This window comes from Shewanella sp. SM23 (assembly GCF_025654295.1).
GTDB classification, from domain to species: Bacteria; Pseudomonadota; Gammaproteobacteria; order Enterobacterales; family Shewanellaceae; genus Shewanella; species Shewanella oncorhynchi.
Genome location: NZ_JAKKRM010000003.1, coordinates 26,471 through 43,367 on the forward strand (window position 1 = coordinate 26,471; position 16,897 = coordinate 43,367).

Here is a 16,897-nt window from a genome sequence, read left to right on the forward strand (position 1 = left end):
ACGATTGAGACATCAAGAAGTTATCCCTGTTAATGCCACAATCTTTTTTATGTTAGCAAGAGGTTAACACAGTTAAACTGGCTGCCAATCAGGGTTTGCGAATAACAGCACACCCTTTAATAACCAAATCGAATAAAGAAGAACAAACAATCACTTCTAAAAGCGCCACAGCAGATTATGATTCAGTAGTGCCAACATAGGAGCAAGCAATCCATGAGCAAAATTTTCGAAGATAATTCATATACTATTGGTAATACACCGCTAGTACGTTTAAACCGTGTTAGCCAAGGTAAAGTGCTGGCCAAAGTCGAAGCCCGTAACCCAAGTTTCAGTGTTAAATGCCGTATCGGTGCCAATATGATTTGGGATGCCGAGAAGAAAGGTCTATTAACAAAAAATCATGAGCTGATTGAGCCGACATCAGGCAACACAGGTATTGCATTAGCGTATGTTGCCGCGGCCCGTGGCTATAAACTGACCCTGACCATGCCAAATACCATGAGTTTAGAGCGTCGTAAGCTACTCAAAGCCCTAGGCGCAACTCTCGTGCTGACTGAAGGCGCGAAAGGCATGAAAGGTGCGATTGATAAAGCGGAAGAAATTCGCCAATCGGCTCCTGAAAAATACATTTTATTGCAGCAGTTTAATAACCCTGCTAACCCAGAAATCCATGAAAAAACCACAGGTCCAGAAATCTGGAATGATACCGACGGTGAAGTGGATGTGTTTGTTGCCGGTGTAGGTACTGGCGGTACAATTACTGGTGTAAGCCGTTACTTGAAAAAAGTGGCAGGTAAAACCATCACCTCAGTGGCGGTTGAGCCAGCAGATTCTCCTGTTATAGCTCAAACCTTAGCTGGCTTACCTGTGCAACCAGGGCCGCATAAAATTCAAGGTATTGGTGCAGGCTTTATCCCAGGTAACTTAGATTTAGAATTGATTGACCGTGTTGAGGCTGTAACTAACGATGAAGCCATCGACATGGCCCGCCGCTTAATGCAAGAAGAAGGCATTTTAGTGGGTATTTCATCGGGTGCCGCCGTTGTCGCCGCCAACCGCATCGCTGAGTTGCCAGAGTTTGCAGGCAAAACCATTGTGGTGATTTTGCCATCGGCTGCCGAGCGTTACCTATCTTCAGTCTTGTTCCAAGGTCAATTCGGCGACGAAGAAAACGTTCAATAAACGACGTTTTATCGTCCTTAAAATACCCAGCTTTGGCTGGGTATTTTTATTTATGGCATTCCATTATTTAGATCTCGATTACAGAGCATAAATAAGTTACTGCTCAAGTTTGGATACAGCTCATAGTTCTTTGTATCTCAACTGGCTTTCACGGCTAACTTGGTTATAAAGAACGGACCCGCTCGCCAATTCATTCCTTTTTATGTCTTTTTACCGAACACCAAGTAACATCAGCGCCTTCAATGCGAAGTTTGAAGCTCAAAAAATTGCCTTTGGCCCCATCAGCTTTCAAGTCGCCCACTGCCTACTCAAATTCGATGTGCTAGCCCAAATAGATAAAGCGGCCGAGCATGGGATCACTGCAGCCGAGTTAAGGCAATCCACCCCACTGAGTGAATATGCCTTGGGGGTATTGTTGGATATGGGACTCAGTATGGGTTTAGTTTGGCAAAATAAAAATGGCTATGTGCTCGATAAAACGGGGCACTTTTTACTCCATGACGACATGGCAGCCATCAATCTTAACTTTGTGCAGGATGTTTGCTATCAAGGCCTTTTTAATCTTGATACCGCGCTACTCGAAGGTAAGGCCACAGGACTTAAGGTGTTTGGTGACTGGAATACCATCTACCCCGCCTTAAAAGATCTACCGCCCAAAGCGAAACAGAGCTGGTTTGCCTTCGATCATTACTATTCGGATCATGCCTTTCCACAGCTTCTGCCATTAGTGTTCGCCCATAAGCCAATCCATTTAGTGGATATAGGCGGCAATACGGGCAAATGGGCACTGAGCTGCTGTGATTATGACGCGAACGTTGAAGTCACAATTATGGATTTTCCGGGGCAACTTGAGGTAGCCACACAAAATGCACTCGCACGAGGTTTTGCAGCACGAGTGCATACCTTTGCCACCGATCTGCTGGACGACTCCCAACCCTTTGTCGAAGGCGCCGATACTTACTGGATGAGTCAATTTCGGGATTGCTTCTCAAAAAGCCAAATCCTGAGCATTTTACAACGCACGGCAAAGGCAATGACATCAAGCAGCCAACTCTTTATCGTCGAAACCTTTTGGGATAGACAGCCATCGGCCGCCTCCGCCTATTGCGTAAATGCCACTAGCCTTTATTTCAGCGCCATGGCCAATGGCAATAGCCGCATGTATCACTCTAAGGATTTATTGGCCCTGCTTCACCAAGCGGGACTGTATGTGGATGAAGACACAGACAATCTTGGCCTAGGGCACACGCTACTGCGTTGTAAACTCAAACCTTAAGTTTAATAGCAACATCAAAGTAAACAAAACTTATGCAATGAATAAAATTAATCAAATTTATTTATCATTGATACCCGCAGTACACTAAATACATCAAAACAGCGCCCCAAAAAAGCGATGTTAAGCATTGTCAGTATTGAGAGGTATTCAAAATGACTTCAAAACGCAAACGCTGGACATCCCACGCAGCTAAACTTCCCAGCCCTATGGCTGGGTTGGCACTGGCAATTGCCAGCTTAGGTTGGACATGGGAGAACATGACACCTTCACTTAATGGCGCAGGACAACTCACAGGCGCCATCATAGCCTCTGTGTTACTGTTATTGCTCATGGGTAAATTCATGCTTCATCCTAATATTTTAAAGGACGAGCTTAGTCACCCTGTGATTGGTAGTGTGATCCCCACCTTCGCCATGGGCTTGATGGTGGTGTCTAAATCACTCGGCGACTATTTCCCCAAAGCTGGCTTAACCCTGTGGCTAGTCGCCATTGGTATCCATGTGATCTTCCTAAGCGCGTTTATCTACTATCGCGCCATTGATTTTAAACTCGAGCACATGGTTCCGAGCTGGTTCGTACCACCCATTGGCATTATCGTCGCGGCGGTGTCTTTCCCTGTGTCTGATTACCAATGGTTAGCAAACGCCATTTTGGTTTTTGGAATGTTAGCCTACTTAATCATGCTACCTTTGATGCTCTATCGTCTCATTTTCTGTCAGGCGATACCTGATGCAGCTAAACCAACCATTGCCATTCTCGCAGCTCCCGCCAGTTTATCACTCGCGGGCTATCTGACTGTTTGTGAGCAGGCATCAATTCCCTTAGTCGCCTTACTACTGAGCATCGCCATTCTGATGACCAGCATCATCTACTTGGCCTTCTTTCACCTACTAAAACTGCCCTTTAGCCCAGGCTACGCAGCCTTTACCTTCCCTATGGTGATCGGTGCAACCGCCCTCTTTAAAACCGCAGCTTGGTTAACGCAGTTCAATAACATGGGTGAGTTAGCGATATGGATAAAATACTTAGCAGAATTCGAACTGGTAATCGCCACCTTAGTGGTTGCCTATGTCGCCCTACGTTATTTAGGACACTACTTTCCACTGCAATTTAACGTGGTAGAGCACAAATCAGTTCTAAATAGCAAATAAACAGAACAGCTTTTTGTAAAAATCATTAACCATACAAATGAATTGTTCACTCAGAAAACTAAACAATAAACCGAAAGTGAAGTGAATAGATATTCACTTCGCCTTTATATTTAAACAGTCAAAATTAAATAATCAGAAATAGCATTTGATTAGTTTTTATTCTTTACAACATTTCATTCCATAATTTTACTTCTAGCTTCCTGACGCGGTGTAAAAATATCACCATACAAAATTAAACCGCATGCAAACCCTTATTGATATAACACTCCTCAACCATCCAATCTAAAATATATGGAATGACAAACCATATCGTTATTAATTTTTACTTTTTCACATAAAATAGTTTCAAACTATTATTGAAAACAACAAAATAGAAAACACAAAAACAAAACAAATAGCAACAAATTAAAAACAAATAAGAGTCAAAACAAAAGCAATTAACTCAAATAAAAAACAAAAACCTCAAATTAAAACCTTAATCACACACACACACGCACACAGCCTCTTCAATTTCTATTTTAAAAATAGATTAAGTAACAAATTTCAAACAAAACCCCAGCGTGACCAATGTTGCACTTGTTATTTTCTTGTGGTTATATCCTGAACTCAATTAAATGAGCGCTTAGTTATTTACATAAGTTACCATTTAAGAAAAATAAAAAATAAACATACAACATGTGTTAAGGGAGAATAAAATGCGCACAAATTCTACATTAGCCAAAGCCGTTCGCTTTGCATTAATAGGTGGAGCAACTACTGCAGCTTTATCAACAACAGCGGTATTTGCTGCTGAAGACGGCGCCAAAGTTGAACGTATTGCTGTAACAGGCTCTCGTATTCAAAGAACTAACTTAGAAACATCAACACCAATAACTATGTTTTCTGCAGCAGACATAGAAAAAACAGGGTTCTCTACTGTTTCTGAGTTTTTAAGAACTAATGCTGCGTCTGGTGGATTTAACGAATCATCAACCTTAAGTCAAGCAGCTGGTGCTTCATCAATTGGTGTAAAAGGATTTGATTCAGATTATACACTTATTCTATTGAACGGCCGTCGCATCGCAAAAAATACCGCAGGCGGTATTTTTACTGACGTAAACCAAGTGCCTATGGCAGCCGTTGAGCGAATCGACATTCTTAATGATGGTGCTTCTGCAATTTATGGTTCTGATGCCGTTGCTGGTGTAATTAACATTATTACTAAGAAAGACTTCGACGGTGTAGCATTGAGTGCTAAATATGGCGCAGCATCTGAACATTGGGATGGGAACGAATTATCCACATCAATTGTTGCTGGTGCAAGTAACGAAAAAACTAGCATTTTATTCTCAGCAGAACATTTTGCACGCGATGTAATACAAGGCTCCGATCGTGAGTTTGGTAGAACTTCATTCATTGAAGGACATGAAGGTGGTGAAGGCCGTTCTCCTTGGGGTATCCCTGGCTTTACCAATATTAACTCAGCACTAGTAGATGGTAAGCGTTTAGATAATGCTGCAAAAGGTCAAGGTGAAGCCCCTTGGTCTAGTTGCCCTCCTGAAAGTATTTCTGGTACTCGTTGTTTATTTGACACATCTTCTTTATACCAACTACAACCTAAGTCAGAACGACAGTCAATTTTCACTAGTATCAATCATGAGATGAATGATGACCTAACGTTTAATGGTCAATTCCGTTACACTCGTGCATATACTAAAACCTCTAATGCTCCGGCTCCAGGTCAAGTCGATGTATCTAACAGTCCATTCCTAGCGGATTTTTTACGAAATGACCGTTATAAAGATGACCAAGCAAAAGCTGAAGAAATTATCCGTTTAGTTGAAGCGGGTGAAGCCAACGTTATTGTCGGCCGTCGTTACCTTGATTTTGGGAATCGTGAAAAAGACAATACAAACGAAACATTCGAAACTGTTGGTGGTTTAAATTATAACATCGACGATAATTGGGGCTTAGACTTTGATATTGGTTTTTCTCGTTTAACCAACCGTCAAATTGGCTCAGCGGGTCAATTATTATCCGCAGGTGTTGCAGATGCATTCAATGATCCTAAGTCAAAACTGAATCCATTCGTTATTAATAACTGTAATTCAGCAGAATTAGCTGATACATGCCGAGATCTACAAGCATCAATTCATCGTACAGGCGAATATACAGTCTCTTTCTCTTCTCTTGTCTTATCAGGACTGCTCCCAGGAATTGAGTTACCTGGTGGTGAAATTGGTTTAGCTACTGGTTTAGATATACGCCAAGAGAAATATACCGACCGCTCAGATCCAGCCTCTGTAAATGGTGAAGTGATCGGCGGTGCAGGTTCAAACGGTGGTGGTAAATTTGATAACCTTGCAGGTTTCATCGAACTTTCATTACCCGTACTTGAGAATCTAGAAGTCAGCCTAGCTGCTCGCCAAGATAAAGCGGATTGGGAACTAGCGGATGCAAGTGATACGACTTATTCAGCCAAAGTATCATATCGCCCTATTGACGACTTATTGCTACGAGCATCATACGGAACAGGCTTTAAAGCACCAAACCTAAGCGATTTATTCCTATCAACATCGTTTGGTGTTACTAAAGCTATTGATACTAAGCTGTGTAATGCTGCTGGCAATGTTCAAAGCCACCCAGATTGTCAGCGCATCGAGTTAAACTCGAAAAGCGGTGGCAATCCAGAGCTAACACCTGAAACATCAAAATCTTACAACTTAGGTGCGGTTTATCAGCTTACAGACAACTTATCACTATCTGTCGATTTCTGGTCACTTCAAATAGACGACGTTGTAGGTAGCCTTGCTATTCAAGAGGTTCTGGATGAAGAAGCAAAAGGAAATTTGACAAACTTAGTCGTACGTAACTCAGAAGGCCGTCTAACGGACTCAGAAAGAAACGGTTATGTTCAAACTAACAGACAAAACCTGACAGAACAAAGTGCAACTGGCTTAAACTATGATCTTCAATATAGCAGTGAGTTCTCATTTGGTACTTTGAAGTCAAGCTTACAAGCAGAACAGTTCCTAAGCTATAAAACACAATCTTCAGCGGTACAACCTTTATGTGATGATATTGCTGATAATTCAATGCGCGACTATCGTATTAACGGCAGCATTTCATTAGAACAAAATGATTTTGTAACCTCACTTAATATGCGTTACCTCCCTGGGTACGAAATGTATGATAAGCGGAATACAGGTAACAAGTCTTGCCAATTAGTTGGTTACTACGACGTAGGCGCTGAAGTTAATGCTAATGGTGATTTAGTTAACCCAGGCAGAAGTCAACATGTGGCAGCTTATGTACAGTTTGATTTAACAACGGCTTACTATTTTGCTGATGACAACAAAGTTACCTTAGGTATTCGCAACTTACTGGATAGACAGCCATCATTCAGTGAAGTAGATAAATGGCCTTTCTACGATCAAACCGTCTATGACAATATCGGTCGCTTCGTTTATTTACAATATGATGTGAAATTCTAATCTCGCATTTATTAGTTAGAACCTAATCAAAAAACGGCATCTTCGGATGCCGTTTTTATTTACTTCATTATTTACACATCATAGTAAACCGACATAAAAAAATGCCCAGCTACCTGCTGGGCACTTTCACTTCAGACTAATAATTAAAGGCGTTCTAGGAATGTTTAGTCAGCTTAATCTCACTCTGATGCTGAGGTTTTTCAGTATGTGAATGTGGTGCAGAAAAGTGTTCATAATGAGCTTTGTGTGATTCAGCCAAGGTGACTTTACCCTGCTCTATCCACCAATAACCTAAACCAACAATCACACCGCCACCGACAATATTGCCTAGGGTGACTGGGATTAAATTATTGAATATAAAGTTTGCCACGGTTAAATCGGCAAATTGTGCTTGAGTAACCCCTAAAGACACGAAGAACTCTGGGCTGGCGATTGATTGGATCATCATGCCCATAGGCACCATAAACAGGTTAGCGATACTGTGTTCAAAGCCACTACTGACGAACATAGCCACAGGTAAAATTAACAGTAACGATTTCGTCAGCACATCACGGCTGGCAAAGGTCATCCACACACCTAAACACACCAACATGTTACATAAAATGCCTAAACTAAAAGCTTGGATCCAAGTATGGTGCAGTTTGTGCTGTGCCACTTTAAGTGCATTTAATCCCCAATTACCACCATCGAGCTCATACATACCTGCGGCAGTGATCAAGCAAACCATCAACATGGCTCCGACAAAATTGCCGGCATACACGCGGCACCAACATTTGAGTAATTCAGCGCCAGTGACCTGTTTTTGTGCCCAGGCGACGGTACTGAGCACAGAACTGGTGAACAGTTCTCCACCGCAAACAACCACTAAAATTAAACCTAAACTAAAGGCTATTCCGCCAACGAAACGAACTAAACCCCAAGACGCATCGCCTGCGCCAGTGGTTACGGTTAAATAAAAAACAAAGGCTAAGGCGATAAATGCGCCAGCAAACACGGCTAAACCAAAGGACTGCCAAGGTGCTTTAACCACTTTGCTTGTCCCGTAAATTTCAGCCTGATTGTAACAACTAAAATGAGCTGAAACCTGTGGCGCTTCATGTGCGCTGTTTGTCACAGTTGGAACTGATGACGATGGATTTGGGCTTTTCATTGCATAACTCCAACTTCAGATAAACAAACTTGAACGCGTAGCATAGGTATCTCCAGCAGCGCCATTGCGCAGATAACACGAATCAAAACCGAGATAATGATTTGCTTAAATGATGATTCACTAAAGTCTCGCTTTGTATCATACAACGCGCTTATGCTGTGAAGCAGATATTGCTAAAGCGTGATGCTATTCACACCCAAAATGTGAAAACTTTGAAGCCAAAAACACAAAAGGTTAATTGGTCTTACCATGACAGCCCGATTTTCATCGCGAGAATGTGGCTTAATTAAGATGGTATACAATGCATATCCTGCACGTTTCCATCTCATATTTAGCGAACTAACGCTTAAATTAATGCGCTATAGATTCAAGCAAACCTCAGCAATGACACATTAAATGACCAATAGCTTGACGCGTGTCTCTCGGTATTCATTAAATTGAACCGATACTTTAGCATTTACAGTTTAGTCCAACAGCAAGTAATAAGTTGCCTGCATCATAGCCAACTACTGTATTTAGCCACTCTTTAACCCTTCCTGAATGATTTAAGCATTGCATGCTTTATTTGATGGCGTTATGACATGCCGTATCCTAAATCGACACTAAGTTAGCAAAGAAAAATAAATTAATACAAATAGCTAACATCAAACTTATTTTTAATATCATAACCACTGCGCCTACTGTGACAGCTCCCATTATCGAGCCGTGACTCCCACCAATCAAAATCAGCCTATACGAGGATAGATTTATCCTCGCTAAAGGTGGACAGTAAATGGTAACAATATAGGCAGGCTGATTTAAGAGATAATGGGGTTCAGATGTCACACCAAGTTAAAAAGCGTGCCGTATTCCCTATTGTGGTAAAAAAATGCTACCTAGCTAGCAAATTTGGGATTAACAGAGCATAAACCAAGCCGTTTAAGATGCGATAGCGACAGACCTATGTTAATATGCTCATGGACAATTGGTCTTACCAATTATAAAGATTTATCAGTAGCCGATAATCAAAGTAAGCGAATATTTGTCATCTTATCGGGTATCAATAGACAGACTTTTGGAGTGACGAGCGCTTCAAAATCCAGTTCCCATCATAGGGCGTCATCATGAAGGGAGCTTTATTTCAGGAATTAGCTATTGGCTTATACTCAGCATTGCTTAACGCTTAACGCTGATCGCCAATAACCTTTTATCTCAACCAGAAGGTATTAGTACGATGACCGACAAAACTGAACTGTTTGCCAACGCATGGGAAGGCTTTACTCCTGGCGATTGGAAATCTGAAGTCAATGTACGTGACTTTATCCAACAAAACTACGCGCCTTTTGAAGGCGACGAGTCCTTCCTCGCCGGTGCCACCGAAGCGACCACAAAATTGTGGGATAAAGTCATGGAAGGCATCAAACAGGAAAACCGTACCCACGCGCCTGTTGATTTCGACACTAAGATGGTTTCAACCATCACTTCCCACGACGCTGGCTATATCAACAAAGAATTAGAAACTATCGTTGGCTTACAAACAGACGCGCCGCTAAAACGCGCTATGTTGCCTAACGGTGGTATTCGTATGGTGGAAAGCTCATGCGCCGCCTACGATCGTGTACTGGATGAAGATGTTAAATACGTTTATTCAGAACTGCGCAAAACCCATAACCAAGGTGTGTTCGATGTTTACACCCCCGAAATTATGGCCTGTCGTAAATCAGGTATTTTAACGGGCTTACCCGATGCTTATGGCCGTGGCCGTATCATTGGTGACTATCGCCGTGTGGCACTTTACGGTATCGATTACCTGATGAAAGATAAGTTTGCCCAATTTAGCTCACTGCAAGCGCAGTTCGAAGCGGGTGAAGAGTTATCTAACGTTATCCAATTACGTGAAGAAATTGCCGAGCAACACCGTGCATTAGGCCAAATGAAGAAAATGGCTGCCAAGTATGGCTTCGATATTTCTCGTCCAGCGACCAATGCACAAGAAGCGATCCAATGGACTTACTTCGGCTATTTAGCTGCAGTGAAGAGCCAAAACGGCGCTGCCATGTCATTAGGTCGTACCTCTTCATTCCTCGACATCTATATTGAACGAGATCTGAAAAATGGCACCTTAACTGAGCAACAAGCTCAGGAAATGGTTGACCATTTCGTGATGAAATTGCGTATGGTGCGTTTCCTACGTACCCCTGAATACGACGAATTGTTCTCAGGCGACCCAATTTGGGCGACGGAGTCAATCGGCGGTATGGGCTTAGATGGCCGTACGTTAGTGACGAAATCAAGCTTCCGTTTCTTGAACACCCTTTACACTATGGGTCCAAGTCCAGAGCCAAACATCACAGTATTATGGTCAGATAAACTGCCAATCGGTTTCAAAAAATATTGCGCCAAAGTGTCTATCGACACGAGCTCAATCCAATACGAAAACGATGACTTAATGCGTCCAGATTTCCAATCAGACGACTATGCAATCGCCTGTTGTGTGAGCCCTATGGTTGTGGGTAAACACATGCAGTTCTTCGGTGCTCGCGCTAACTTAGCGAAAACCATGCTGTATGCGATTAACGGCGGCGTAGACGAAAAACTGAAAATCCAAATTGCCCCTAAAGCAGACATGATCACAGACGAAGTGCTCAACTTTGATGATGTGATGAATCGCTTAGACGGTTTAATGGATTGGTTAGCGACTCAATATGTCACTGCACTGAACTCAATCCACTACATGCACGATAAGTACTCTTACGAAGCCGCGCTTATGGCGCTGCACGACAGAGACGTACGTCGCACTATGGCTTGTGGTATTGCGGGTTTATCTATCGCAGCCGACTCACTGTCTGCCATCAAATTCGCCACCGTAAAACCGGTTCGTGATGAAAATGGCATTGCAGTTGATTTCGAAATCAGCGGTGACTATCCAAAATTTGGTAACAACGACCCACGTGTTGATGATATCGCCTGTGACTTAGTTGAACGTTTTATGGCGAAAATTCGTGACCGTAAAATGTATCGCAATGCGATCCCAACGCAGTCAATTCTGACCATCACCTCAAACGTGGTTTATGGTAAGAAAACCGGTAACACACCAGATGGTCGTCGTTCAGGTGCGCCATTTGCACCGGGTGCAAACCCTATGCATGGCCGTGATGAAAAAGGCGCAATCGCTTCTTTAACCTCAGTGGCAAAACTCCCATTTGCCCACGCTCAAGACGGTATTTCTTATACCTTCTCAATCGTGCCAAATGCGCTGGGTAAAGATGATGATGCTCGCCGTACCAACTTAGCGGCATTGATGGACGGATACTTCGACCACAGTGACAAAAAAGAAGGTGGCCAACACTTGAACGTCAACGTGATGAACCGCGAAATGCTCGAAGATGCCGTTAAGCATCCAGACAAGTATCCACAGCTGACCATCCGAGTTTCTGGCTATGCAGTGCGCTTTAACTCACTGACACCAGAACAGCAACAAGATGTGATCACGCGTACATTCACAAAAGGTCTGTAAGCTAAATTAGTCAAGGCTGTAGTACACTGTGCTACAGCCTCACTTATTTTAACAGGAGTCACAATGGCAGTTATCGGTCGGATCCACTCGGTGGAATCCTTTGGCACAGTAGATGGTCCCGGCATACGGTTTATCACCTTTATGCAGGGCTGTTTAATGCGCTGCCAATATTGCCACAACCGTGACACTTGGGATCTTGATGGCGGAAAAGAAGTTCTGGTCGATGAGTTAATGAGTCAAATCATCAGCTATCGGCCTTTTCTCGATGCCAGCAATGGTGGTGTTACGGCCAGTGGTGGTGAAGCCATTTTACAGGCCGAATTTGTCGCCGAATTATTCACAGCCTGTCAGCAAGAAGGTATTCATACCTGTTTAGATACCAATGGTTTTGTACGTAAGTACACGCCAGTGATTGATGAGTTGCTCGACCACACTGACTTGGTCCTGCTCGACATCAAGCACATGGACGATGAAAAACATATTGAGTTAACTAAAGTCAGCAACCATAGAACATTACAGTTTGCGCAGTATTTGGCAGAGCGTAATCAAGCGACGTGGATACGTTATGTCGTAGTGGGCGGATTTACCGACGATGAAGCATCGGCATTACAACTGGCCGAGTTTATCAAGCCCATGAAAAACATTGAAAAGGTAGAGTTACTACCCTATCACGAATTAGGTAAACATAAGTGGGAAGCCATGGGCGAAAGCTATCAACTCGATGGGATATCCCCCCCAAGTCGAGAAACCATGGAAAAGATCAAAGCGGTATTTGTCCAGCAAGGGATTAACGCGATTTATTAATCCACAGTAACAAAAGAGCCAAAAGGGATAACCGCGGCAACGGCCTAAAGTTCTTCCCAATAACTGGCATCTAAACGCTCAAAGGCTATTTTTAAAATCAGTGCCATATCGAGGTAACAGGCCTTAGCGCCTAACGTGTGGCAATTGATACCCATGGATGACAACTTCGCACTCAACTGGTTAATCCAGTCGAACAGAGTTAACGGTAATGGATGGCGAGCTCGCCAGCCTAACCACAGCAGCCCCTGTAACGGTAAGCTGATGAAAAATAAACCGAGAGTGACAGCTTGGGGCAGAAATGCCCAACCGTGAATATACAGCTGGCTCATGCTCACAAAAATCGCCAGCACTGGCATCACCAGTATGGCGAGCTGAGTCGCTCGGACGACCCGATACTCAGGAAAATAAAAACCCAGTTGTCTAACCATAGGCCAAGTCTTCATATACTGATGACCATCACCTAAGGTTTTGAGGATCTTAATGCTCAATCTTAGACACCAACTACAATGGAATACTGCTCTTACCATAGCACAATCTGGCGAATCGCCCCAAGACTGATATGGTAAAAACACCGCAGTTCCTCATTATTTTGAATCGTTATATTAAACACAATGGCAAAGGGTTTACACATGTCAAATAAACTGGTTTTAGTTCTCAATTGCGGTAGCTCTTCTCTCAAATTTGCCGTCATTGACGCGCAAACAGGTGACGACCAAATTTCTGGCTTAGCCGAATGTTTTGGTTTAGAAGACTCTCGCATTAAATGGAAAATCAACGGCGAAAAACATGAAGCAGCCTTAGGTGCATTTACGGCTCACCGTGAAGCAGTTGAATACATTGTTAATAAAATTCTTGCGGAACAACCTGAATTAGCAGCAAAAATTCAAGCCGTTGGCCATCGTATCGTTCACGGTGGTGAGAAATTCACTCGCTCAGTGATCATCGATGAGAGCGTGATTAAAGGCATCGAAGACTGTGCTTCATTAGCCCCACTGCACAATCCTGCTCACCTTATCGGCATCCGCGCGGCAATGGCCTCTTTCCCTAAATTGCCACAGGTTGCTGTATTTGATACCGCTTTCCACCAAAGCATGCCAGACAGAGCTTATGTCTACGCCCTGCCTTACAAGTTATACCGTGAACACGGTATCCGTCGTTATGGCATGCATGGCACGAGTCATTTATTCGTTAGCCGTGAAGCGGCAAAAATGCTCAACAAGCCAATTGAAGAAACGAATGTTATCTGTGCTCACTTAGGCAACGGCGCGTCAGTCACCGCCATCAAAGGCGGCAAAAGTGTCGACACTTCTATGGGCTTAACCCCATTAGAAGGTTTGGTCATGGGCACTCGTTGTGGCGATATTGACCCTTCAATCATCTACCACTTAGTTCATCAACTGGGTTACACCTTAGAAGAAGTGAATAACCTGATGAACAAGCAAAGTGGTCTGCTGGGTATTTCCGAGCTGACCAACGATTGCCGTGGCATCGAAGAAGGTTACGCCGAGGGCCATAAAGGCGCGACCTTAGCCTTAGAAATCTTCTGCTACCGCTTAGCCAAGTACATCGCCTCTTACACTGTGCCATTGGGCCGTTTAGATGCAGTCGTCTTCACCGGCGGCATTGGCGAAAACTCAGATTTAATCCGTGAAAAAGTGCTCAACATGCTGGAAATATTCAATTTCCATGTCGATAGTGAGCGCAACAAAGCGGCGCGTTTCGGTAAGAAAGGTATCATCACCCAAGATAAAGGCACGATTGCCATGGTGATCCCAACGAACGAAGAATGGGTTATCGCCGAAGATTCCATTAAACTTATCAACAAATAAAAAGGCCGAAGCCGTTTGCTCACCCAAACGGCTTTATACCTTACGTAGCCGTACTCACAAGCAAATTTGCAGAAACTATTCTGCCAAAAACCATCGAAACTAGAGGTTTTTATGTCTCGTAATATTATGTTAATTCCCATAGGTACCGGAGTCGGCCTGACCTCCTTAAGCCTTGGGATGGTGCGCGCACTGGAGCGCCACGGGGTTAAGGTTCAGTTCTTTAAGCCTATTTCTCAGCTTCGTCCAAACGATAATGGCCCAGAACGCTCAACCACTATTCTGAGCAAATCGCCAACAGTAAATCCCTTAGAGCCCTTCGACATGGCCCATGCCGAAGCCTTAATTCGCGCCGATCAAATCGACGTCTTAATGGAGCAAATCATCGCCCGTGCGGCCGATTGCGCTAGCAACACAGAGACCTTAATTGTCGAAGGTTTAGTGCCAACGCGTAATCATCCCTTCGCCGATGATGTGAACTATGCCATCGCTAAAGCCATGGATGCCGACGTGATTTTTATTGCCACACCAGGCAGTGATACGGCCACAGGGCTAATGAATCGCCTCGAAATCGCCTATAACTCTTGGGGCGGAAAAAAGAATAAACGCTTAATTGGTGCTGTGATCAACAAGATTGGTGCCCCCGTTGACGACGAAGGTCGCGCGCGCCCTGATCTATCTGAAGTCTTTGATCACCAAGGTGTTCAACGCTCAGATGCGGCCAGCATGTTCCAACTGCCGGGTAAAAGCCCGCTGCGTATCTTAGGCAGCGTGCCCTACAACCTTGATCTTGTCGCTCCTCGTGCGTCGGATTTAGCGAAACATTTAAGTGCACGCATTCTGAATGCTGGTGAAATGCATACCCGCCGTCTGCGTAAAGTAACGTTTTGTGCCCGCAGTATTCCGAATATGGTCACTCATATTAAGACTGACTCCTTGCTTGTAACCTCAGGCGATCGCTCAGATGTGATCGTATCAGCCTGTCTTGCGGCCATGAACGGCGTCAAAATTGGTGCCCTGTTATTAACTGGTAGCTACGAGCCGGAGCCAGAAATTCTTAAGCTGTGTGAACAGGCCTTTGAAACTGGTTTACCTGTGTTCTTGATCGACAGTAACACTTGGCAAACCTCGCTCAACATTCAACGTTTCGACCATGAAGTACCCGTTGATGACGCCGTCCGTATCGATCTGGTGCAGGATTATGTGGCCAGCCACATTGACCAAACGTGGATTGAAAGCGTGACTAAAAACTCACCCCGTGAGCATCGCCTGTCACCACCCGCTTTCCGTTACAAACTCACGGAATTGGCGCGCGCCGCCCACAAGACTGTGGTGCTGCCAGAAGGTGATGAGCCGCGTACCATTAAAGCAGCGGCCATTTGTGCCGAGCGCGGTATCGCGCGCTGTGTACTTTTAGGCAAAAAAGATGAAATCCTGCGTATTGCCGCACAACAAGATGTAGTGCTTGGCGAAGGCGTGATCATTATCGATCCAGAAGAGGTGCGCGACCGTTACGTAGAACCTATGTTGGAACTGCGTCGCAGCAAAGGCTTAACTGAAGTCGTTGCCCGTGAACAGTTAGAAGACAACATGGTGCTCGGTACTATGATGCTGGCGCAAAACGAAGTCGACGGTATCGTTTCTGGTGCGGTTAACACCACAGCCAATACCATTCGCCCACCACTGCAATTGATCAAAACGGCACCGGGCTCAAGCTTAGTTTCATCCATCTTCTTTATGCTGATGCCAGATCAAGTGCTTGTTTACGGTGACTGTGCGATTAACCCAGATCCCAATGCTGAGCAGTTAGCAGATATCGCCATCCAATCGGCAGAATCAGCAAAAGCCTTCGGTATCGAGCCAAGAGTGGCGATGATCAGCTACTCAACCGGCAACTCAGGTACAGGTTCTGATGTGGATAAAGTGCGTGAAGCAACCCGTATTGCCAAAGAAAAACGCCCAGATCTGATTATTGATGGTCCATTGCAATACGATGCGGCAGTCATGCCAAACGTTGCACGCTCTAAGGCACCTAATAGCCCTGTCGCTGGTCAAGCTACCGTTTTCGTGTTCCCAGACCTTAATACAGGCAACACGACTTACAAGGCCGTACAGCGAAGCGCGGACCTGATCAGTATCGGTCCTATGCTGCAAGGTATGCGCAAACCTGTGAACGACTTGTCTCGCGGCGCGTTAGTCGATGACATCGTCTACACTATCGCACTAACGGCAATTCAAGCCGCACAAAACGACGCAGCGAAAGGCTAACAGCATTAAATCTGCATAGCGTTATGCACAAAAAAGCACTGGTTATTACCGGTGCTTTTTTTATGCTCAAATTTAGCGTAAACCATACAGTTGATCGCAAGAATCGCTTAATGGATAAGTCGAAATTGCAAAAGATGAAGAAAAAACGAGAAATATCGAATTATGCAGTGTGAATAAGCTCGGCAAATTGCGAAAAATATCCACAAGTAGAAGTGGAGCATAATGGAAAGCAGAAAAGCGTCATTTTTTAACCAGCAAATAAAGCAAGACA

10 protein-coding genes are annotated in these 16,897 nt (G+C 44.1%); 8 read left to right on the plus strand and 2 right to left on the minus strand.

Translation table 11 applies throughout. The features are described 5' to 3' along the window. The first annotated feature begins 213 nt into the window (after window positions 1-213). From cysK to L5L98_RS04925, 4 genes are all read left to right on the plus strand, one after another. Complete coding sequence (gene cysK / locus L5L98_RS04910; RefSeq protein WP_113940761.1) at window positions 214-1,182, plus strand: cysteine synthase A; 969 nt, start codon at window positions 214-216, stop codon at window positions 1,180-1,182. Window positions 1,183-1,384: 202 nt separating this feature from the next. Beyond that, entirely contained in the window at window positions 1,385-2,458 is a 1,074-nt protein-coding gene (locus L5L98_RS04915) for a methyltransferase (RefSeq protein ID WP_263139002.1), read from the plus strand. 152 nt (window positions 2,459-2,610) lie between these two features. After that, window positions 2,611-3,609 carry a TDT family transporter gene (locus L5L98_RS04920; protein WP_028760969.1) on the plus strand — a complete coding sequence of 333 codons (999 nt, stop codon included), beginning with the start codon at window positions 2,611-2,613 and terminating at the stop codon, window positions 3,607-3,609. A gap of 695 nt (window positions 3,610-4,304) precedes the next feature. After that, complete coding sequence (locus L5L98_RS04925; protein WP_263139006.1) at window positions 4,305-7,082, plus strand: TonB-dependent receptor domain-containing protein; 2,778 nt, start codon at window positions 4,305-4,307, stop codon at window positions 7,080-7,082. Between the two features lie 154 nt (window positions 7,083-7,236). Here the strand turns inward: L5L98_RS04925 and focA are convergent, their stop codons facing one another. After that, window positions 7,237-8,232, minus strand: a complete 996-nt coding sequence (focA, locus tag L5L98_RS04930) for a formate transporter FocA (RefSeq protein ID WP_263139008.1) — start codon at window positions 8,230-8,232, stop codon at window positions 7,237-7,239. A 1,213-nt stretch (window positions 8,233-9,445) separates the two neighbouring features. On the opposite strand from focA, the gene pflB reads away from it, so the two are divergent. Together pflB and pflA are read left to right on the plus strand one after the other, a co-directional pair. Beyond that, a complete protein-coding gene (gene pflB / locus L5L98_RS04935; protein ID WP_219234386.1) occupies window positions 9,446-11,728 on the plus strand; it encodes a formate C-acetyltransferase in 2,283 nt (760 codons plus the stop codon). Between the two features lie 63 nt (window positions 11,729-11,791). Further along, window positions 11,792-12,532, plus strand: coding sequence for a pyruvate formate lyase 1-activating protein (pflA, locus tag L5L98_RS04940; protein WP_105252135.1), 741 nt, complete (start codon window positions 11,792-11,794; stop codon window positions 12,530-12,532). 44 nt (window positions 12,533-12,576) lie between these two features. Here pflA and yfbV read toward each other — a convergent pair whose 3' ends face one another. Then, complete coding sequence (gene yfbV, locus L5L98_RS04945) at window positions 12,577-13,020, minus strand: terminus macrodomain insulation protein YfbV (protein ID WP_081729091.1); 444 nt, start codon at window positions 13,018-13,020, stop codon at window positions 12,577-12,579. A 141-nt stretch (window positions 13,021-13,161) separates the two neighbouring features. Between yfbV and ackA the strand changes: the two genes are divergently transcribed. Then, window positions 13,162-14,361, plus strand: coding sequence for an acetate kinase (ackA, locus tag L5L98_RS04950; RefSeq protein WP_105252134.1), 1,200 nt, complete (start codon window positions 13,162-13,164; stop codon window positions 14,359-14,361). 111 nt (window positions 14,362-14,472) lie between these two features. Then, on the plus strand, window positions 14,473-16,626 hold the full coding sequence (pta, locus tag L5L98_RS04955; RefSeq protein ID WP_028760976.1) for a phosphate acetyltransferase: 2,154 nt from the start codon (window positions 14,473-14,475) through the stop codon (window positions 16,624-16,626). The last annotated feature ends 271 nt before the right edge of the window (window positions 16,627-16,897 follow it).

What these genes read in the sequence shown, in the direction of transcription:
- pflA (WP_105252135.1), top strand. Translation starts at nt 11,792, where the DNA reads ATGGCAGTTATCGGTCGGATCCACTCGGTGGAATCCTTTGGCACAGTA.
- pta (WP_028760976.1), top strand. Translation starts at nt 14,473, where the DNA reads ATGTCTCGTAATATTATGTTAATTCCCATAGGTACCGGAGTCGGCCTG.
- L5L98_RS04915 (WP_263139002.1), top strand. Translation starts at nt 1,385, where the DNA reads ATGTCTTTTTACCGAACACCAAGTAACATCAGCGCCTTCAATGCGAAG.
- L5L98_RS04920 (WP_028760969.1), top strand. Translation starts at nt 2,611, where the DNA reads ATGACTTCAAAACGCAAACGCTGGACATCCCACGCAGCTAAACTTCCC.
- cysK (WP_113940761.1), top strand. Translation starts at nt 214, where the DNA reads ATGAGCAAAATTTTCGAAGATAATTCATATACTATTGGTAATACACCG.
- L5L98_RS04925 (WP_263139006.1), top strand. Translation starts at nt 4,305, where the DNA reads ATGCGCACAAATTCTACATTAGCCAAAGCCGTTCGCTTTGCATTAATA.
- ackA (WP_105252134.1), top strand. Translation starts at nt 13,162, where the DNA reads ATGTCAAATAAACTGGTTTTAGTTCTCAATTGCGGTAGCTCTTCTCTC.
- focA (WP_263139008.1), bottom strand. Translation starts at nt 8,232, where the DNA reads ATGAAAAGCCCAAATCCATCGTCATCAGTTCCAACTGTGACAAACAGC.
- pflB (WP_219234386.1), top strand. Translation starts at nt 9,446, where the DNA reads ATGACCGACAAAACTGAACTGTTTGCCAACGCATGGGAAGGCTTTACT.